General features: G+C 41.8%; 26 protein-coding genes and 1 pseudogene. 1 reads left to right on the top strand and 26 read right to left on the bottom strand.

Annotated elements, in window-relative coordinates; genetic code table 11:
• Positions 1-22: 22 nt before the first annotated feature.
• The 6 genes from ACXAER_RS01620 to ACXAER_RS01595 all read right to left on the bottom strand — a co-directional run bounded on the left by ACXAER_RS01620 (position 23) and on the right by ACXAER_RS01595 (position 3,683).
• A complete protein-coding gene (locus ACXAER_RS01620; protein ID WP_474825973.1) occupies positions 23-448 on the bottom strand; it encodes a hypothetical protein in 426 nt (141 codons plus the stop codon).
• Positions 449-576: 128 nt separating this feature from the next.
• Positions 577-1,131, bottom strand: a complete 555-nt coding sequence (locus ACXAER_RS01615) for a CbrC family protein (RefSeq protein WP_474825971.1) — start codon at positions 1,129-1,131, stop codon at positions 577-579.
• 124 nt (positions 1,132-1,255) lie between these two features.
• A complete protein-coding gene (locus ACXAER_RS01610) occupies positions 1,256-1,744 on the bottom strand; it encodes a hypothetical protein (protein WP_474825969.1) in 489 nt (162 codons plus the stop codon).
• A 133-nt stretch (positions 1,745-1,877) separates the two neighbouring features.
• The gene (locus ACXAER_RS01605; protein WP_474825967.1) at positions 1,878-2,228 is read right to left on the bottom strand and encodes a hypothetical protein; all 351 of its coding nucleotides are present in this window, start codon (positions 2,226-2,228) and stop codon (positions 1,878-1,880) included.
• A gap of 124 nt (positions 2,229-2,352) precedes the next feature.
• Positions 2,353-2,694, bottom strand: coding sequence for a hypothetical protein (locus ACXAER_RS01600; protein ID WP_474825965.1), 342 nt, complete (start codon positions 2,692-2,694; stop codon positions 2,353-2,355).
• A gap of 668 nt (positions 2,695-3,362) precedes the next feature.
• A complete protein-coding gene (locus ACXAER_RS01595; RefSeq protein WP_474825963.1) occupies positions 3,363-3,683 on the bottom strand; it encodes a hypothetical protein in 321 nt (106 codons plus the stop codon).
• 2,069 nt (positions 3,684-5,752) lie between these two features.
• Between ACXAER_RS01595 and ACXAER_RS01590 the strand changes: the two genes are divergently transcribed.
• The gene (locus tag ACXAER_RS01590; protein WP_474825961.1) at positions 5,753-5,935 is read left to right on the top strand and encodes a hypothetical protein; all 183 of its coding nucleotides are present in this window, start codon (positions 5,753-5,755) and stop codon (positions 5,933-5,935) included.
• Between the two features lie 730 nt (positions 5,936-6,665).
• Here ACXAER_RS01590 and ACXAER_RS01585 read toward each other — a convergent pair.
• The 20 genes and pseudogenes from ACXAER_RS01585 to ACXAER_RS01490 all read right to left on the bottom strand — a co-directional run bounded on the left by ACXAER_RS01585 (position 6,666) and on the right by ACXAER_RS01490 (position 19,262).
• The gene (locus ACXAER_RS01585) at positions 6,666-6,998 is read right to left on the bottom strand and encodes a hypothetical protein (RefSeq protein ID WP_342325725.1); all 333 of its coding nucleotides are present in this window, start codon (positions 6,996-6,998) and stop codon (positions 6,666-6,668) included.
• 346 nt (positions 6,999-7,344) lie between these two features.
• The gene (locus tag ACXAER_RS01580; RefSeq protein ID WP_474825959.1) at positions 7,345-7,533 is read right to left on the bottom strand and encodes a hypothetical protein; all 189 of its coding nucleotides are present in this window, start codon (positions 7,531-7,533) and stop codon (positions 7,345-7,347) included.
• Between the two features lie 73 nt (positions 7,534-7,606).
• The gene (locus tag ACXAER_RS01575; protein WP_474825957.1) at positions 7,607-7,978 is read right to left on the bottom strand and encodes a GNAT family N-acetyltransferase; all 372 of its coding nucleotides are present in this window, start codon (positions 7,976-7,978) and stop codon (positions 7,607-7,609) included.
• 108 nt (positions 7,979-8,086) lie between these two features.
• Entirely contained in the window at positions 8,087-8,638 is a 552-nt protein-coding gene (locus ACXAER_RS01570) for a hypothetical protein (protein ID WP_474825955.1), read from the bottom strand.
• 127 nt (positions 8,639-8,765) lie between these two features.
• On the bottom strand, positions 8,766-9,128 hold the full coding sequence (locus ACXAER_RS01565; protein ID WP_474825953.1) for a hypothetical protein: 363 nt from the start codon (positions 9,126-9,128) through the stop codon (positions 8,766-8,768).
• A gap of 118 nt (positions 9,129-9,246) precedes the next feature.
• Positions 9,247-9,675 (bottom strand): hypothetical protein, encoded by a 429-nt coding sequence (locus ACXAER_RS01560; protein WP_474825951.1) that lies wholly within the window; start codon positions 9,673-9,675, stop codon positions 9,247-9,249.
• Positions 9,676-10,216: 541 nt separating this feature from the next.
• Positions 10,217-10,618 carry a hypothetical protein gene (locus ACXAER_RS01555; RefSeq protein WP_474825949.1) on the bottom strand — a complete coding sequence of 134 codons (402 nt, stop codon included), beginning with the start codon at positions 10,616-10,618 and terminating at the stop codon, positions 10,217-10,219.
• A 127-nt stretch (positions 10,619-10,745) separates the two neighbouring features.
• Positions 10,746-11,057, bottom strand: a complete 312-nt coding sequence (locus tag ACXAER_RS01550; RefSeq protein WP_474825948.1) for a hypothetical protein — start codon at positions 11,055-11,057, stop codon at positions 10,746-10,748.
• Between the two features lie 129 nt (positions 11,058-11,186).
• The gene (locus tag ACXAER_RS01545; RefSeq protein ID WP_474825946.1) at positions 11,187-11,594 is read right to left on the bottom strand and encodes a hypothetical protein; all 408 of its coding nucleotides are present in this window, start codon (positions 11,592-11,594) and stop codon (positions 11,187-11,189) included.
• 128 nt (positions 11,595-11,722) lie between these two features.
• Positions 11,723-12,172, bottom strand: coding sequence for a DUF695 domain-containing protein (locus ACXAER_RS01540; RefSeq protein ID WP_474825943.1), 450 nt, complete (start codon positions 12,170-12,172; stop codon positions 11,723-11,725).
• A 140-nt stretch (positions 12,173-12,312) separates the two neighbouring features.
• Positions 12,313-12,678: pseudogene (locus tag ACXAER_RS01535) on the bottom strand (DUF7674 family protein).
• Positions 12,679-12,795: 117 nt separating this feature from the next.
• Positions 12,796-13,494: a hypothetical protein gene (locus ACXAER_RS01530; RefSeq protein ID WP_474825941.1), complete on the bottom strand. Its 699-nt coding sequence runs from the start codon at positions 13,492-13,494 to the stop codon at positions 12,796-12,798.
• A 155-nt stretch (positions 13,495-13,649) separates the two neighbouring features.
• Complete coding sequence (locus tag ACXAER_RS01525) at positions 13,650-14,009, bottom strand: hypothetical protein (RefSeq protein ID WP_474825939.1); 360 nt, start codon at positions 14,007-14,009, stop codon at positions 13,650-13,652.
• A gap of 552 nt (positions 14,010-14,561) precedes the next feature.
• On the bottom strand, positions 14,562-15,002 hold the full coding sequence (locus ACXAER_RS01520; RefSeq protein ID WP_474825937.1) for a hypothetical protein: 441 nt from the start codon (positions 15,000-15,002) through the stop codon (positions 14,562-14,564).
• A 125-nt stretch (positions 15,003-15,127) separates the two neighbouring features.
• On the bottom strand, positions 15,128-15,490 hold the full coding sequence (locus tag ACXAER_RS01515; RefSeq protein WP_474825935.1) for a hypothetical protein: 363 nt from the start codon (positions 15,488-15,490) through the stop codon (positions 15,128-15,130).
• A 1,033-nt stretch (positions 15,491-16,523) separates the two neighbouring features.
• Positions 16,524-16,856, bottom strand: coding sequence for a hypothetical protein (locus tag ACXAER_RS01510; protein WP_474825932.1), 333 nt, complete (start codon positions 16,854-16,856; stop codon positions 16,524-16,526).
• A 666-nt stretch (positions 16,857-17,522) separates the two neighbouring features.
• Positions 17,523-17,867 (bottom strand): hypothetical protein, encoded by a 345-nt coding sequence (locus ACXAER_RS01505; protein WP_474825930.1) that lies wholly within the window; start codon positions 17,865-17,867, stop codon positions 17,523-17,525.
• Positions 17,868-18,074: 207 nt separating this feature from the next.
• On the bottom strand, positions 18,075-18,338 hold the full coding sequence (locus ACXAER_RS01500; protein ID WP_474825928.1) for a hypothetical protein: 264 nt from the start codon (positions 18,336-18,338) through the stop codon (positions 18,075-18,077).
• 127 nt (positions 18,339-18,465) lie between these two features.
• Entirely contained in the window at positions 18,466-18,825 is a 360-nt protein-coding gene (locus tag ACXAER_RS01495; RefSeq protein WP_474825926.1) for a hypothetical protein, read from the bottom strand.
• Positions 18,826-18,896: 71 nt separating this feature from the next.
• The gene (locus ACXAER_RS01490) at positions 18,897-19,262 is read right to left on the bottom strand and encodes a hypothetical protein (protein WP_474825924.1); all 366 of its coding nucleotides are present in this window, start codon (positions 19,260-19,262) and stop codon (positions 18,897-18,899) included.
• Positions 19,263-19,750: the final 488 nt, after the last annotated feature.

Raw genomic sequence — 19,750 nt, 5'->3', positions numbered from 1 at the left:
TGTGTTGATTGAGTTGTTATGTTCACTTTGCTGAAAATTCCTCAAGAATTTGCATAGTGGGTGTAGGCTTTGAGACCCATTCTCCATTTTCCATAACTTGCATTGTTTCATTGAAGCCACCTTGAGAATTAAAGTAATCAGCAACTTCTGCATAAAAGTCTTGGATAACTTGATCTTCCCGTTCACTCGTAGGTGGTAGTCTAAAGGCGTCAGTAATTAAAACTTTGTTAGATACATGGCCTCTTAAAGCTAATCTGGCCTTTTCAATTTCTCCACTCTCAATATGCCTTAATGCGTAAAGCATAAACCTGCCGTTATCTACGTGTTCTTTGGTGTAGCTAGTAGAGTCTAGAGAAGTGGTTAAATAGAATGAAGATAAAAAGCCAAGGCTAAACACAACCATGGTGAAAAGACCGCCAAAAACTCCAATTAAAACTTTAGATTTCATAATCCATCCTTGTGAACATAACGCTAAGCTTTGGGACGCTAGCACGTGGGCTAAAATCCGAACGAAGTGAGTCAGCCAACGTGTTAGCGACCGGAGGGAGTGCCAACATTTGTTTGTTAGCCATCACGTTAATCAAAGTCAATGTAACCACCATGTTTACCGCAATGAATACATTTGAATATATAAGCTGTTGGTGATCCATCAGCATCGAGGGACTGAAAGAAGCTTTCCCATTGCCCTTCTTTAAGGCCGTACGTGACAGTTGCCTCTGACTTCAGTGAATCTTCTAAATCCTTTCCGTAGTCTTTTATTTCTCTGAAGCCTGCGCAACCAAGATAATTTGCACCATCACTACAGTGCGTCCACCACCTTTCTTGCTGCCAACCAGTAAATCCCGGTGTTCGATAGGTTATTTCTTCTTTAATTGATAAAGCTACATCCTCCCAATCACCATACCCACCTATACCGTCAAAATCTGTAAATTCCGCATCAAATTTCTTATGGGCCGCACCATTTGCGATGCACCAAGGGCATATTGAGTCCTCTAACTCTACTTCAGAATAGGGTAGCCCACCGTATATATATCCAGTGGCTTTACCGCAGCATAAACAAACTGCGTCTGATTCTATTATTGAACCAGACTTTAACGGGTCAGAATGATATTTAAACTTGGGAAGTTCCATGTTCCTCCTTGATGGCTAACGGCCCGCATAACGGGCAAAAATACGTAGGCTATAATACCGAGCGAAGCGAAGGGAGCCTACGTGTTTTTGTCCCAGCGAGCCCGCGAGCGAGTTTATGCGATTGTTAGGTTTCACTGTGATTCAACGAAGAAAGAACTGATTTCAATTGCGGAATTGCAGATTGAACAGAGCCCATACCTTCTAGGGAAACCATTAATACGCCTTTATTAGTACCGAGACACGCAGCAACTAAATGCCCTTCTTCATTTGGACCTGAATAAGCAACTAATTCCCAAGGAGCACTTGTTTGAATATCTAAAGGGGCAAGTTGAGAATGTAATTCCATTTTAGGAAGTTGTTCATTGAGGTTTGATAAGTAGCTTTTCATTTCAGCTAATATCTCAGCACCCTTTTCTACGGATGGCACAATGTAGACTGAAAGAATGATTACCTGTTCTGATTCTTTATTTGCTGCAACAGTCGTAGTTTTGTTTGTATTTACAACTGACCAGCCCTTTCCGAGCGCTAAAGAAAAGCCATTGGATTGGATTTCTTGAGACACAGAACTAAACGCTGTAACTAGTAAAATCAGACCGAAAAACATCACTTTCATTGAATCAGTTCCTTTGAAACCTAACTTTTAAATAAGGGGCGATAACACGTGGGGCATAATAGCGAAGCGGCCCTGCGTGTTAGCGTCCCAACGAGCGACAGCGAGTGACTTTATTTTTTTGTTATATGGCATTCTAACCCCAGCGCGCGATTATTTGTTTGAGAACCTTTAAGACCTTTTGTTTTCTTACACCTTTATTAATTCCTTTTGGCAATTTGCAATACCATGGTTGCCAGTAATGCTCATGGGGAGGGTGTTGAGAAATGGTGCTCGGATGAGTTTTGCTTTCAAAATACGCTATGCACTGTCTAACTTGTTGAATGCTGGCAAACTGAAAAGTGAAATTGTACACCTCTGCTAGGTATACCCATTTTGGTACTAAATTACTCCGACTTTTTGATACAGGTATACCGCCTTCAATCGACGATGACATGAAATCGGAGTGCTTTTTGGGATCTGCTAGTTCTCTACGAATCTTTGCCATTACACCTGCCATATAACTTTTAAATAAGGGGCGCAGGCATGTGGGGCATAATGGCGAAGCCGCCCCACGTGTATGCGTCCCAGCGAACGCAGTGAGTGACTTAATTTTTTTGTTATATGCCATTCTATAAACAACGCCCCGTATTGGAGATTGAATGTTTAATGACAGCATTGTCTTGAATTTCTGTTGTAGCCACTAAAACCCAATCTTTGCAGAGGATACCATTGCCTTCTGTGTTTTCTAATTTAGAAGAAATATTTCCCGATAACAAATTTACAAATGCCTCTGAATCTATTTCTTTTAGTTTATTTAAAGCTTCTTCTTGCGGAGTACCAACAGGAATAATTTTATATAGTTCACTTTTCCAAAACACCACTCGTTCTTCTACGCCCGTTTCCTTTGCGCAAGATGCCAAAGCTAGCAAACTAATTAAAAACAGCTGAAACTTAAAATTTTTCACTGGCATATAACACCCAACTTTGGGGCAAAAGTACGTAGGCTAAAATAAGGAGCGAAGCGACGGGAGCCTACGTATTTTTGTCCCAGCGAACGCAGTGAGTGGCAACAGTTGTTTGTTAGACACGTACTTAAAGCGATCTCGAAATTTGTTTGCATATAGATACGTCATTAGCCCTAGCACTACTATATTTTTTTCCGTTTTTTCTGAAAACTAGCCTACAGCTTCGGCTTCTGCTATCCGGATCGAAAGTTGATTTTGGATTATCCAATACTATGTGCTTATTTGCAGGGTATACATAGCGTAATTCGATAGTCCCACTCCCTTTGTTATAAAGGGCGTAAAAAACGTCAAGATATTGTTTGTAACCATAGTATGTACACAATATTGGTACCACAGGAGAAAACAAAATGATTTTATATAAACTCAAAGCTGTATTGTATTTAACCTTATAAATTAGGCCAACAACAATACTTAAAAATGCCGCTGCAATGGAGACATTTTTGATGACCTCAAAATGAAAGAGAGGTATAGCGGGATCTGTTAATGTGATATCCATGACAAGTGTCTAACACCCGCATAACGGGCAAAAACACGTAGGCTACAATACCAAGCAAAGCGCAGGGAGCCTACGTGTTTTTGTCCCTAGCGAGCGCAGCGAGTGGTTAATGCGTTTGTTAAATGCCAATCACCAACTTCATCGATTCTGCCGCAGATATAAAACCCAATAAAAAGAATAATATACGTGTAAAAGTATTAACTGCAAAACGCAATGCATCAGGTTCAAACCATGGTTTTTTATCAAAATCATATTCTGTACGAAGTTGTCGCTGACACTCTCCAATAATTTGCTTACCAATAACCAGCAAAAAAATTAAGGTGAAAAAGGTAAAAGCGAAAACTCCACCTGGAAGAGAATAAAACTCAATAACAGTGTCGCTGAGTACTAGTAATACTCCAGCCAAAAATGATGTTGTTTTTGTAGCTTCCATTGGCATTTAACGCTAAGCTTTGGGGCGCTAGCACGTGGGCTAAAATCCGAGCGGAGCGAGTCAGCCCACGTGTTAGCGTCCCAGCGACCGGAGGGAGTGCCAACAGCGTTTTGTTAGGCGTACAAAGGAACGTACGCAGCTTTGCTGCCACCACAAGCCAAATAGGCCGCGTATTTAAATTGTTGAATTTAAGATAAAACAACCCTGTGCGAAATGCCAGATGTTAACGGTATTACTGGATAAAAGAGCGAGTTTAGAAAACTTGTAGTGTTGAATGTTGGCGTTGCGGTGTTGATGAAAAGCACGTTGCTAAAGCCGTTGAAACTACCGAAAAAGCAAGCCGTAAAGACAACCTAGCGAAACAACCTTGATGCTGTAATGTCACGTCCGAACGTACTTTTTCATGCTGTAAGTAAATGACGCCTAACGCTAAGCTTTGGGGCGCTAACACGTGGGCTAAAATCCGAACGAAGTGAGTCAGCCCACGTGTTAGCGTCCCAGCGACCGAAGGGAGTGCCAACAGCGTTTTGTTAGGCGTACAACTGAAAGTACGCAGCTTTGCTGCCACCACTAGCCAAATAGACCGCGTGTTTAAATAATTGAATTTAAGATAAAACAACCCTGTGCGAAATGCCAGATGTTAACGGTAATGCTGGATAAAAGAGCGAGTTTAGAAGACTGGTGATGTTGAATGTTGGCGTTTCTGTGTTTATGAAAAGCGCGTTGCTAAAGCCGTTGAAACTACCTAGAAAGCAAGCCGCAAAGACAACCTAGCGAAACAACCTTAAAGCTGGAATGTCACGCCTGAACCCATATTTTAATGCTGTAAGTAAATGACGCCTAACTTTTAAATAAGGGGCGCAGGCATGTGGGGCATAATGGCGAAGCCGCCCCGCATGTATGCGTCCCAGCGAACGTAGTGAGTGACTTAATTTTTTTGTTATGTTTCATCTGTCTACAGGGGGCCATGGTCTTATTTGAAACTTGATTTGGTTTTCAATTTTCCAATTGGCAGGTTTTAATTCAGGTTCAAACCACTCACATCCGCTGTCCAACCACTCTTGATAATGAATTAGATTGTCGTCCAAACCAAATTCGCAGCCACAACATTCGCAGATATCATAGCTCCATCTTAACTCCTGTACTGAACAATATGGTTCTTTGTAAGGACTCCATCCACAAACTGGGCAGTTGTATATTTTCATAATGGAACATAACGCTAAGCTTTGGGGCGCTAGCACGTGGGCTAAAATCCGAGCGAAGCGAGCCAGCCCACGTGTTAGCGTCCCAGCGACCGGAGGGAGTGCCAACAGCGTTTTGTTAGGCGTACAAAGAAACGTACGCAGCTTTGCTGCCACCACTAGCCGATACGGCCACTTATTTAAATTATTGAATTTAAGATAAAACAACCCTGTGCGAAAAGCCAGGTGTTAACGACATTGCGCGATAAAAGAGCGAGTTTAGAAGACTGGTGATGTTGAATGTTGGTGTTGCGGTGTTGATGAAAAGCGCGTTGCTAAAGCCGTTGAAACTACCGAAACAGCAAGCTGTAAGGACAACCTAGTGAAACAACCTTGATGCTTAAATGTCACGTTTAAACCCACTTCTTTATGCTGTAAGTAAATGACGCCTAACGCTAAGCTTTGGGGCGCTAGCACGTGGGCTAAAATCCGAACGAAGTGAGTCAGCCCACGTGTTAGCGTCCCAGCGACCGGAGGGAGTGCCAACAGCGTTTTGTTAGGCGTACAAAGAAACGTACGCAGCTTTGCTGCCACCACTAGCCGATACGGCCACTTATTTAAATTATTGAATTTAAGATAAAACAACCCTGTGCGAAATGCCAGATGTTAACGACATTGCTGGATAAAAGAGCGAATTTAGACAACTTGTAGTGTTGAATGTTGGTGTTGCGGTGTTGATGAAAAGCACGTTGCCAAAGCCGTTGAAACTACCGAAAAAGTAAGCTGTAAAGCCAACCTAGCGAAACAACCTTGATGCTGGAATGTCACGGCTTAACCTACCTTTTAATGCTGTAAGTAAATGACGCCTAACGCTAAGCTAAGGGGCGGTTGCACGTGGGGCATAATAACGAAGTGGCCCCGCGTGTAAGCGTCCCAGTGACCGAAGGGAACGACTTAAGCGCTTTGTTAGAAGCAGAGCGTGTTCCGTTGGCCTTTTTAAAAACTATTGAAGCCAGCATACGATTGATTGTTAACGCAAACAAGAAAAACTACAGCGCAGAGATGTTTTTGATTTAACTGAAGCAAGCCGCCATTTGAACTGACAAACGCATTGGCGCTTGCTGACGTTGAATAAGTGCTTGGCGACAAAGCGCCTAATGCGCAACCTTTGAAGTTAATGCGGCGATATTAAAACTACCAAATGCTAAAGCGATGCTGGTAAAAACAGGTGAGGGTAGTTGGACTGAGATTTTTACAAAGCCAAACGTAGTTTAGGCTGACGCCTTCTAACATTAAGCTAAGCGGCGCAGTTGCGTGGGGCATAATGGCGAAGCCGCCCCGCGTAAATGCGTCCGAGCGACCGAAGGGAGTGGTCTTAAGCGCCTTGTTATAAGCAGAGCCAGTTCCTTTGGTCTTTTTAAAAACTGTTGAAGCCAGCATACGATTGATTGTTAACACAGACAAGAAAAACGACTGTGCAGTGAAGGTTTTGATTTGACAGAAGCTAGCCGCCAGTTGGGCCTTTGAGTGTAATGGCGCTTGCGAGGTTCAACTAATATCTTGGCGATAAAGCGCCTATTACACCACCTTTGAGTTGAGAGCGGCGGATTCAAACCTACCACAAGCCAGAGCGATGCAAATGAAAACAGGTGAGGGCAGTTACACTGGGGTTTTTATAAAGCCAAACGCAGTTTAGGCTGACGCCTTATAACTTTCCAATAACGGGCGTAGGCACGTGGGGCATAATGGCGAAGCCGCCCCGCGTGTATGCGTCCCAGCGAACGTAGTGAGTGAGTTTATTGGGTTGTTATATGCCTTGTTTATTAAACCTGATGACATCTTTGTGTAATCCATAAGACATGCTCAATCCAAGCGTATCGTTAAAATAGAACTGAATATATCCATTATTGAGCCTAGCTTCCCAGTTACTGATATTGTCGTAGCGAGAAAGGTATAGATTCACTTTTTTCTGTCTCCCAAGGTTCCAAGACCTTCCAATGGGGTCGTCGTACCAAGCACTTGAAACAATGCCATTCGTTTCATAAATAGCTACATTGTAAGCTGAATTTGAAACCTTATATTGCCTTTCCCCTTCGGACTCAAAAAAGACGGGGCTTCCAATCTTTTTTAAAATAGCCAATCCATCTTCTATTGGAATGCCTAGAGGTACGTGAGGGCTTTTGAGTTTTTTAAACCAGATAATGTCCGTATTCCTTTGGCATATAACGCTAAGCTTTGGGGCGCTAGCACGTGGGCTAAAATCCGAGCGAAGCGAGCCAGCCCACGTGTTAGCGTCCCAGCGACCGAAGGGAGTGCCAACAGCGTTTTGTTAGGCGTACAAAGGAACGTACGCAGCTTTGCTGCCACCACTAGCCAATTGGCCAGCTTGTTTAAATTATTGAATTTAAGATAAAACAACCCTGTGCGAAATGCCAGATGTTAAGGACATTGCAGGATAAAAGAGCGAGTTTAGAAGACTGATGATGTTAAATGTTGGCGTTGCGGTGTTGATAAAAGCGCGTTGCTAAAGCCGTTGAAACTACCGAAAAAGCAAGCTGTAAAGACAACCTAGCGAAACAACCTTGATGCCTGAATGTCACTATTGAAACCACTTTTTGAATCGGTAAGTAAATGACGCCTAACTTTTCAATAACGGGCGCAGGCACGTAGGGCATAATGGCGAAGCCGCCCTGCGTGTATGTGTCCCAGCGAACGAAGTGAGTGAGTTTATTGAGTTGTTAGGTGCGTTCACGATAAGACCTTTATAATTTGACCATTTACGACAGAAAAACCATTTTTGAAGTACCATTGCTCTAATCGATTTGTTTCTCCAACAATCTTTCCTGTCAGTTTGTTTAGGCCAATTCGTTTACAGTGTGCAATAACTGATTTCAGCAATAAAGTGCCGTAGCCTTTATTCCTGTGGGAAACAATTGTCTTCTTAGATGAAAAAAAAGAGTAATTATAGTGTGTTCTCTCTATAACTATGATGTCCGAAAGAACACCATCATTACCCTTAATACTGACGTGAGCCTTGCCCACTAATTCGTTTTCTACTTTACAGAGGAGTGAAAAACCAAAGGGCAACCTATCCTGAAACTCCATTTCTATTATATCCATGAGAGCACCTAACTTTTAAATAAGGGGCGCAGGCATGTAGGGCATAATGGCGAAGCCGCCCTGCATGTATGCGTCCCAGCGAACGAAGTGAGTGACTTGATTTTTTTGTTAGATGGCATTAGCCGCAAGTGTTCGAAGCTCACTTTCGTATCCTTGCAAGTTGAAATTCGTTGAGCATTTATTCATAAAACCATGAAAATAAGGCACCTGCCTAATTTTGGTTCTTTCTGTGTTGCGCAATTCCGAGATTAATTCTGGTACCGAAAAGTGTTTTTCTGTTTTTGGGAAAACAAGAGTAACTGGAAATAATGGAACAACTTTTCGGTTGTTTCTTATTTGAGACCCGTAAAAGCATATGGCTTTTTTTATGCGTGAAGATGCAAAACTTTCTGAGAGATTCCAAATGGCAGCAGCACCGATACTGAATCCGACGAGATTTACAGAAGAATCCAAGTTGGTTAGCGTGTTAATCAAATGCTTGCTGTAATTTCCCAAGCCGATATTAGAGGAGAAATACTCATATGCATCGCTTTCAGTTTGGAACATTTTATATTGACCGTCATACGGGTCGACGATTAGATGGTTCTTACAAATGATATTTGCCAACTCTTCAAGAGCTGGTGTTTTACCAAAAATATCTGCAACGATTACAGTAGTCACCTAAATCTCCGTGCCATCTAACTTTCCAATAACGGGCGCAGACATGTGGGGCATAATGGCGAAGCCACCCCGCGTGTATGCGTCCCAGCGAACGAAGTGAGTGAGTTGATTGGGTTGTTAGGTGCGCTCACGCCAAGACCCCATTTAGCAGCATACTAGGCATAAAAAAGTAAAAAGCCAATAAACCTGAACTTGTAAATAGAAGTGCGACGGCGCAAAAAGATGCTTGAACGAAAAAGACGGAAGGTTTAGCAGATGCACTATGCCTAAAAGCTACTACTGAGGTTTTTAAACATTCTTTAATTGCTTGGTATTTAGTTGAGAACCAAGAAATGAGTGGAGCAAGGCTTGCGAAAACGAGAGCAAATGCGATTTCCACACCGCCTAATTGGACTAAGAAGGCTATCTCTGGCAAAACTGCCGCTGCTACAGCCATTGCGATACCGATAACTGCGCGTTGTAGATTAGTTAATTCATTCCATGATTTCATAATTTTTCCTTTTAGCACCTAACTTTCCAATAACGGGCGCAGACATGTGGGGCATAATGGCGCAGCCGCCCCGCGTGTATGCGTCCCAGCGAACGCAGTGAGTGTGTTGATTGGGTTGTTATGCATCAAAAACCCCAAACAACCTAGTGTAGTTTTTTACATATGTATTAGTTGTTACCAACGGCCACAAAAACAATCCATTGGCGAAAACAGGAAAAGCGATAATGACCGAGAAATCTGCGCTAGCCTCAAAAACGCATGAAATACCAAATAACACTCCTAATAAGAAAGTAACAATACTGTATTTCCTATACCAGCCCAGCTTTTTGTAAAGGGTTTTAAACTCAAAGTCGTTAGTAATACCATTGATGCATAAAAAAAGAACGACACTAGATGGAATAAGCAACACTATGCTAATGGGGCTGGCTTTGCTGATAGCTAAGCAAATTAGATAAACGAAACCAGTAGCCAGTGACCAATGAAACACTACACCCTTATAAATATATTGCCTATTAAATGGGTCAGAAGGAATAGGGTTACGGTTCATAATTTCACTTTGATGCATAACGCTAAGCTTTGGGGCGCTAGCACGTGGGCTAAAATCCGAGCGAAGCGAGCCAGCCCACGTGTTAGCGTCCCAGCGACCGGAGGGAGTGCCAACAGCGTTTTGTTAGGCGTACAAAGAAACGTACGCAGCTTTGCTGCCACCACTAGCCGATACGGCCACTTATTTAAATTATTGAATTTAAGATAAAACAACCCTGTGCGAAAAGCCAGATGTTAACGACATTGCGCGATAAAAGAGCGAGTTTAGAAGACTGGTGATGTTGAATGTTGGTGTTGCGGTGTTGATGAAAAGCGCGTTGCTAAAGCCGTTGAAACTACCGAAACAGCAAGCTGTAAGGACAACCTAGTGAAACAACCTTGATGCTTAAATGTCACGTTTAAACCCACTTCTTTATGCTGTAAGTAAATGACGCCTAACACCCAAATAAGGGGCGGAAACACGTGGGCTAAAATCCCGAGCGTAGCGAGTCAGCCCACGTGTTTGCGTCCCAGCGAGCGGAGCGAGTGACTTAATTTGTTTGTTAGTTGCCACTTCCAAAAGTTGCTTTGTAGTGCTTTTCCGCTGCCGAAAGTAAAAACAAACTCCACACATATAAGGGCAACCAAATTACATAGATCCCTATGTGGGGTAAGATAGCCTTAGTCGCTTCTAGATATACACCGACGAAAGACAGTAAAAAGATAAAAATTGCACCAGCCCCAGTTTTAATAATTTTCAATGCTGATTCAGTACTTTTTATAGGCGCAGCAAGAATTTTTTTGGAAGTATCGTAGACGACATTACATCCAAAAATAACACAAACGAAGACAAAGTAGTCATCTGTTGCCACAGAATTCAATATGTAAAACAGAATCGATGTAGGAAAAATCCAAAGAACAAGTATTACTGCCTTAAGAAATTTTTCATCAAATTTGCTGAGCATAATAATCCCTATGGCAATTAACACCTAAATATGGGGCACAAACAGGCAGGCTACAATGGCGAAGCCGCCTGCCTGTTTGTGTCCCAGCCCGCCTGCGGGCGACATGATTTTTTTGTTATAAGACATGTTACTTAAAACCTTGAATAGTGCCATTGGTACCAACAATAAGGCATACGCCACCATAATATAAACAATCATCTTTTATGAATGGTGAAGAGCCATAAATATCCAGTGGAACAATATTATTAACTTCGTTGATGCTTTTACCTATTAGCTGCGCGTTTGTTAGAACGAACAGTTGCTCCGATATTTTAGTTTGGGTTTCCAGGCTTGCTTCCATGTAAGTTAAAGAGACACCGTTATCCAAACTCTGATACAACCAAAACAAGTTGGTTAGCAGGAGTAATATTGAAAGGATACTGATAACAACCTTGTTCACTGAATTCCCTTTGTCTTATAACTTTTCAATAACGGGCGCAGGCACGTAGGGCATAATGGCGAAGCGGCCCTGCGTGTATGCGTCCCAGCGAACGAAGTGAGTGAGTTTATTGAGTTGTTATATTTCGGTTCAAAGTTCGACAAAACGAGAATTATCTACCAATAAACTCAACTTTTTAAAGTAACACTCTTTGCCTTGACCAACAGCTATAACCGCATAGTTTTTATTAGCAGATGCATCAAGGTTAAAAGTGCTCGTTTTAGAAAAGCTACCTACAGTGCATTTAGTTGTAAAACTATACTTACCGGCAAGAATAGAAATGTCTGAATTTGTGATGATATCTTTGTCGTTGAGTTTTAATGATGTAATTTGAAGAGCGGAGGGGGAAAGCTCTTCATTAAGCTTAGATGCGTCCGTCCATAAACTTATAGTCGCAGTCTCGTTGCTTGATTTTGACGGCCCATCATAGAATTGAATCGCGGTCGAACCGCAAGCACTTAAACCTACAATTGCTAGAAAAATAAACAAGCTCTTCATCTTAAAACATCCTTTTAGAAATATAACACCCACATAAGGGGCAGTAACACGTGGGCTAAAATCCGAGCGAAGCGACAGAGCCCACGTGTTACTGTCCCAGCGAGCCCGCGAGCGGCTTAATGTGATTGTTATGCGCGTTCTTGCATACAGTACGCATATACCTTATTTAACTTCTCCCATGACGGGTCGTCAACAACTTGCAGCTCGATGGGCAGCTCAGAAAATGAAGATAGTGCCTCATTTATTCTTGAACCAACTACTTCGATGTTAGAAACATAGAAATGCCATTCACGCGTACCAGAATGTGTATAACTGAAAACGAAAATTGCTAAACGATCATAATCGAGAATATTCACAACAGTATCTTCGAAATCTCGCATACTATCCATTTGGCTCGAACTTGGAAGCCCGCTTGAGTCTCGTTGGGTGTAATCCCAGAAAATGGTCAATCGCTTAGTATATTTCTCGTTACCAAATAAGTAATCCAGATCTGGCCTGTAGCGAATTAGAATTGGTTGTTCATTTCGTTGTCCCTCAGCTATGTTCCATGAAGCTGAGTCAGCCGATTCTATTTGCATAAATATCCTTCTAGCGCATAACTTTTAAATAAGGGGCGCAGACATGTGGGCTAAAATCCGAACGAAGTGAGCAGCCCACATGTTTGCGTCCCAGCCCGCGCAGCGGGCGAACTTGATTTTTTTGTTAGGTGCGTGCATTTTTAAACCACTACCCTAGGTGGTTTGCCATGAAAGTCCAAGTACAAATTTCTGAGATTATCTGGTACGAGAGGCTAGCCACGTTCAATACCTTCTTTGGTACCTTTCCAGAATAAGTGCTCTGTATAATATACATCTATGTACTCGAATTCCGCCTTGCTTGCAGTATCTAGTTTCTCGCTCATGTACTGCAAATGTTCTAGTGCTTCTTCTAAGTCGCCTTGATTTAACAAAATAGTTGTCAAATTTGCGAACTCTTCCATTAGAAATGTCAGCGCCCAACTCTCATGTTTTTCCATAAGAGGAACAACGTCAGGAAACTTAGTGCGGATCTCTTTTAAGAATCGTCTTATTTCTGATTTAGCCATTGATTTCCCAGAAGCACCTAACTTTCCAATAACGGGCGCAGACAGGTGGGGCATAATGGCGCAGCCGCCCCGCGTGTATGCGTCCCAGCGAACGAAGTGAGTGAGTTTATTGGGTTGTTATGTGCCTATGGGCTTAATTTCTTTTTGGTCGTATTCTTTCAGTTTTTGTTCAATTTCTTCTTTTTCTTTTAACATTTTCTGGTTATCCAATTTTTCTCTCCACATGAAGTAAAGTGCTTTAATTGGTTTTGCATCTTCATCCGACGCGTTACAGATGGGAAAAAGCTTAAACATTTCCTCTGACATATTCACAAATGTCTTTCCATTAGTATGAAACGCTATTTTTTCGTCAGCGACTCCGCTGAGAAAAAATAAAGCAAAAGCTTCCATGCCGTTTATATACCTATTTAAAAGAGGTTCCGCTTCAGCTAACTTTTCCACGTCACTACTCTTAATATCTTTGGTGTGAAGCCTAAACCCCTCATTTGTCCGTTCGAAAACTACGTCCTCGAAATAGGTTAGTTCGTGCGTCTTACAAAAAGAATCAAGCTCTAAGGATACTTGAACTATTTCATCCGAGTACCTCCTGCACTCAACAACAGCGGCCTCTACAGCTGCTCTATGACTTTGCGTCTTAAAAATTTTTACGTTCGAATGTATGTCTTTTTTCGCTAATTCGAGCTGGTCTTTAGTGAGTTTCAATTGCCACAGGCCAAAGCCGGCAATGAAAACTAAAATAACTCCGCTGATAAAATAAAGTAGTTCAGCCCAATCCCGAACCTGTGTGAAGACTATGCTAGTTTGCTCTATATCCATCTAACTTCCTTATCTTGCGATTTCCTACTAATTTTTAGGCTCATAACTTTTAAATAAGGGGCGCAGGCACGTAGGGCATAATGGCGAAGCCGCCCTGCGTGTTTGCGTCCCAGCCCGCGTAGCGGGCGAGCTTGATTTTTTTGTTATACACAAGGCTACTCCTTGATAAGTTTAAGCACTTCACTGTTTTCGGAGTCGAAGACAGATAGCGATGTGCCATTTAACTTGATTGTAACGAATACATATTTCTCTTTGTAGCCATTGTACATTTCCCCAAACCACTCAGTTTCTGTTGATTGAACAATATTTTTGATGATTGTGAGGCCAGAGTTTTGTTTATGAATTTGGTGCTCTTTGACACTTGCTACACCAGTTTTTAAATTGAATTCGATTAGAGCTGGTTTTGTTGCATGTTTCCAAACGCCTTCTATTGTTGATGAAGCAAATGCACTTATCGTTACGAAACAAGTTCCTATGAAAGCAGAAAATAGAAGAGACGTTTTGGTTTTATTCACTTTAATCTTCCTGATTTTGCGCATTGTGTATAACACTAAGCTTTGGGGCGCTAGCACGTGGGCTAAAATCCGAACGAAGTGAGTCAGCCCACGTGTTAGCGTCCCAGCGACCGAAGGGAGTGCCAACAGCGTTTTGTTAGGCGTACAACTGAAAGTACGCAGCTTTGCTGCCACCACTAGTCAATTAGACCGCGTGTTTAAATTATTGAATTTAAGATAAAACAACCCTGTGCGAAAAGCCAGATGTTAACGACATTGCTAGATAAAAGAGCGAGTTTAAAAGACTGGTGATGTTGAATGTTGGCGTTTCAGTGTTGATAAAAAGCGCGTTGCTAGGGCAGTTGAAACTACCGAGAAAGCAAGCCGTAAAGACAACCTAGCGAAACAACCTTGATGTTGAAATGTCACGGCTGAACCTACTTTTTAATGCTGTAAGTAAATGACGCCTAACACCCACATAAGGGGCAGTAACGCGTGGGCTAAAATCCGAGCGAAGCGACAGAGCCCACGTGTTACTGTCCCAGCGAGCCTGCGAGCGGCTTAATGTGATTGTTATGTTCGACCGTAAAACTTCCTGAGTACTACTTCAGTTTTGTTTAATTCTGAAGTGACCGACTTGAACCCGCCTTCAAGAAAGAAGGAGAGGTTTTGAGTGATAAAGTCTATATCAAGAGCAAGGATCTTCTGGTAACCAGATGTTCTATGTGCATCTCGTTCTCGCAACTTTTCCAAGCCATCCAAATAACAAATGGCTTGCTCTATTGTAAATGGCTCATTTAACTTTGTTGCACCAAATGTTGTTAGAAGACCAAAGCCCCAATGTATGCCCTCAAATCCAAAAAAAATATCTGGATTCTTAAACTTAACTTTAAACGCGTTGATATAAGTGCCGCCACAAACGATACACTCTTTAAGAGCATACTCTTGGGCTACAGCGTCAAAAGACGACCGACAACGACTTTTAAACAAATCAACTTGAGCTTGGTTATTCATACTAGAACATAACTTTTAAATAAGGGGCGCAGATATGTGGGCTAAAATCCGAGCGGAGCGAGTCAGCCCACATATCTGCGTCCCAGCCCGCGAAGCGGGCGACTTAATTTTTTTGTTAGGTGCGCTCACGCCAAGACCCCATTTAGCAGCATACTAGGCATAAAAAAGTAAAAAGCCAATAAACCTGAACTTGTAAATAGAAGTGCGACGGCGCAAAAAGATGCTTGAACGAAAAAGACGGAAGGTTTAGCAGATGCACTATGCCTAAAAGCTACTACTGAGGTTTTTAAACATTCTTTAATTGCTTGGTATTTAGTTGAGAACCAAGAAATGAGTGGAGCAAGGCTTGCGAAAACAAGAGCAAATGCGATTTCCATACCGCCTAGTTGAACTAAGAAGGCTATCTCTGGTAAAAATGCCGCCGCAGCAACCATTGCGATACCGATAACTGCGCGTTGTAAATTAGTTAATTCATTCCATGATTTCATAATTTTTCCTTTTAGCACCTAACTTTCCAATAACGGGCGCAGACATGTGGGGCATAATGGCGCAGCCGCCCCGCGTGTATGCGTCCCAGCGAACGCAGTGAGTGTGTTGATTGGCTTGTTAGCTGACATTGTTAATCGAAGAGAGTGTCGCCTTTTAAAGTCCACTTTAATCATAAGTCCTTTTCTCTAGGTTTATCAGCTTCTGGGTTTGCGAATAGGTAAAAGATAAAAACCAACCACATTGCTCCAAACACACCAACAGTTGTTACAACTAAGCGGAGAAATACTTCCATGACTGAGCCAGTAACATCTCTGGTTAGTATTGCATAAAAAACCAAAAGCATAATTATCGAAGAAGATATTACGGCGTACTTTAAAGCCCTTCTTGGCAAAGACTTTTGAGTCATGGTCTACCTACTGACAGCTAACTTTTAAATAAGGGGCGATAACGCGTAGGGCATAATAGCGAAGCGGCCCTGCGTGTTAGCGTCCCAGTGGGCTTTAGCCCACGACTTAATTTTTTTGTTAGATTTACTTACGTGACTACGCATAAAAAAACATAGCTTTTGATAAAATTGCAAACATAGAGACGCCAATAATTTGGGTGGCCCAAAGCATTTTAGATAGCTTTATAAACTTAACCTTGTCAGTAAAAACAAGTATTAAGCTTGGAATGATGCCCGAAAAAACGAAAACTAGTGTAGTCGTAGTGATATATCGGTGGTCTAAGTAACTTAAAATATATTCCTTTATGTTTGGAGAGATCCCATCGTCTTTTAGGGCAAAATAAGTCATCACTGCCCAAGAAACTGACCAAATACTAAAACACAGAAAGCTTAAACCCCACAGCTTCAACAAGCTCTGTTTACTTACTTTAGAAAATCCTTTTCGTAACCTATTCATAGCACCATTGTTTCTTGTAAATCTAACTTCCCACTAAGGGGCGATAACACATGGGCTAAAATTAGGAACGAAGTGACGCAGCCCATGTGTTAGCGTCCCAGCGAGCGAAGCGAGAGCCTTGAGTGGTTTGTTATGTGCGTGGCTCTCCAATACTTACAAGCTTATCATTTTTAAAGTAAAAACTTATGTTTTGATAGCTAATTACATCCTCGCCGTCCACGATAAATGCGTCAGGATTTGCTTGACGTAAAAGGAAAATAACATCTTTTTTAGACTTGGGCTCTATTCCAGCAACGATGAGCTTTCCTAGCTCAGTTACAGCTTCCTCCTGAGAGTAGAGTTCCATTGATGTATATTTATTAGTTACTGCTTGGTCAACCACAACCAAGAACCAATACCCATTTGAAAAAAGTAAAAGAACAAAGCAAAACCAAAATCCTGTTTTCCAGCTTTTAAAACTCATAGTGCGAGAGTCCTTTTAGCACATAACTTTTAAATAAGGGGCGCAGACGTGTGGGCTAAAATCCGAACGAAGTGAGCAGCCCACATGTTTGCGTCCCAGCCCGCGCAGCGGGCGAACTTAATTTTTTTGTTAGGTACGTGCTAATTATTCCTCGATGCTTGTCCACGATACCTATTAATTTTGGGGCTGAGATAATTGATATTTAGGATACAGCCATAGTCCCGCTTAGTGTATAACCAATCCTCGATCATTATATATTCAATATCAACTATTCTATTCGTTTGAACTTCACCCCTGATATCCAAGCATGGGCCAAACATAAACTCAGATCGAAAAATCACCCCAGACACATTAAATGAGGTGTAGCTACTTGGACCAAATATATCAGTTATTGGTCCGCTAACGTTATATCGCTCGTGACTATTGAAAGCTTGTTCAAAGTAATAAATTTTATAAAGCCCAGCTACTATAAACATGAGAAAGCAGAAAGCGAAAATTCCAACAAAAATCAGTCTGAAATTTTTGATTTCTGTTTCACTCAAGAATTGAAATTTATTCATGAGTACCTAACTTTAAGCTAAGGGGCGCTGGCACGTGGGGCATAATGGCGAAGCCGCCCCGCGTGTAAGCGTCCCAGTGACCGTAGGGAACGGCTTGAGCGTTTTGTTAGCTTTCATCTTTTACCATTTTACCGCACTGTTGATAAGCGTCTTCTGTGATGCTGAAATAAAGGGAAGTATTCTTGATTTGCAGGGCCCGCCTTTTAGCTATCCATTCTCTAAAGTTGTGTTTTTCTTCAATTCTGGACCAACTTATAAAAATTGGTTTACGCCAAAAAAGGAAAAATGATCGTTTGACCAGCAAACCTTCTTTGAAGCAGTGTATAGCCATAGAATTCCAATAATCTTTCTCCGTCGAATACTTATAAGAAGCGCTATTTTTCCAAAAAAAGACCATTTCTATTGAGTTGGGCTTACCGTGTGGTTTGGGTATATTTTCACTTACAGCCACATACTCACTCCATAGTGGGTGAGTATTTTCTCTATAGCTTAAATAGCTAAACAATAGTAACAGCGTTGAAGTAATTAAGATGGCAAACATGATGAAAGCTAACGCTAAGCTAACGGGCAGTGACGTAGCGGCATAATCGCGAAGCGCCGCTGCGTTACTGTCCCAGTGAACGAAGGGAACGTGTTTAGCGCTTTGTTATGTGCGTTCTTATTCATTTTGATATTCGCATTGCTCTGGGTGGTGTTTAAGTTGGTAGCTATTACAGGAAACTTTGATCCCAAGCTCTTCGGCCAATTGCATAGCAATCAAAAACAGCGATACAAAAACAATGACGCCCCAAATTGTATTATTTAAGTTTCGCATCCTGTTGGCAAACTTTGATTTTTTAAATTGGAATTGCACAAAGTTTTTGAGCGTGAACAAAAATACCGCGCCTAAAACAATGAACAATAATACTCCCCAGATGCTCATGTTTCTCCTAGCACATAACTTTTAAATAAGGGGCGATAACGCGTAGGGCATAATAGCGAAGCGGCCCTGCGTGTTAGCGTCCCAACGAGCGACAGCGAGTGACTTTATTTTTTTGTTATACGCCGTACTAACTTTCCATATCAATGTCTTCCAACTCTCCACTATCGTCATACTTGACGGAAATAACATAATCAGTAACTTCGTCTGGGAGCGTAAAATCGTAAACTTCTTCGTCGTCCCATTTATTCCTTAAAATTAATAAATCGATAATCTGGTGTATTTCTGGGACTTCAACTCCGGTTTTGGCTTTCCAATAACTTGAAGGGAGTTCATCTAAATGATGACTGATAAATTCGTCGACGCTGTATTCACCAACTTCAGTTCCAACAGCATTCCTTATGTCTTGTAATGCTTTTTGTTCATTACTCATATACTTAATCCTTAAGGCGTATAACTTTTCAATAACGGGCGCAGACATGTGGGGCATAATGGCGCAGCCGCCCCGCATGTCTGCGTCCCAGCGAACGCAGTGAGCGAGTTAATTGAGTTGTTATGTTTCTAATACTCCTCACCCTCATCCCCTACAAGTCTGGCTCCAAGTAATTTAGCTAACTTTTTCGCTTTCCCTATTTGGGCCTTGTCACTACCTAAAGTAATGCTGCCATTTGAGAATGTGAAATAATATTTTCTGCGTAAAATTGGACTAGTCCAAACGCAACCATTTGGAGTTTCGATTTCAATGGTTTCACCCGTTTCCGGATTCATTGCTTTAGCAACATGCTGCACAGTTAATGACGAATCGCTTTCGCAAATCGCCAACCATTCACTTACAGAAATCTGGTTATCACGCTCAATATGCAAACTATAAGAAGCCATAATATTCCAGCTTATTAATAATAAAATCCCAACTAAAATTTTACGCATAGTTTTCGAGAAACATAACGCTAAGCTTTGGGGCGCTAGCATGTGGGCTAAAATCCGAACGAAGTGAGTCAGCCCACTTGTTAGCGTCCCAGCGACCGAAGGGAGTGCCAACAGCGTTTTGTTAGGCGTACAAAGAAAAGTACGCAGCTTTGCTGCCACCACTAGCCAATTAGGCCACGTGTTTAAATTGTTGAATTTAAGATAAAACAACCCTGTGCGAAATGCCAGGTGTTAACGGTAATGCTGGATAAAAGAACGAGTTTAGAAGACTGGTGATGTTAAATGTTGGCGTTGCGGTGTTTATGAAAAGCACATTGCTAAAGCCGTTTAAGCAACTGAGAAAGCTTGCCGCGAATACAACCTAGCGAAACAGCCTTGATGCTGGAATGTCATGGTTTAACCTACTTTTTAATGCTGTAAGTAAACGACGCCTAACTTCCCACTAAGGGGCGATAACATATGGGCTAAAATTAGGAACGAAGTGACGC

The sequence above is a fragment of the Alteromonas sp. AWJ4_199 genome (assembly GCF_056159165.1).
This window is presented reverse-complemented; position numbering and strand designations above follow the sequence as displayed.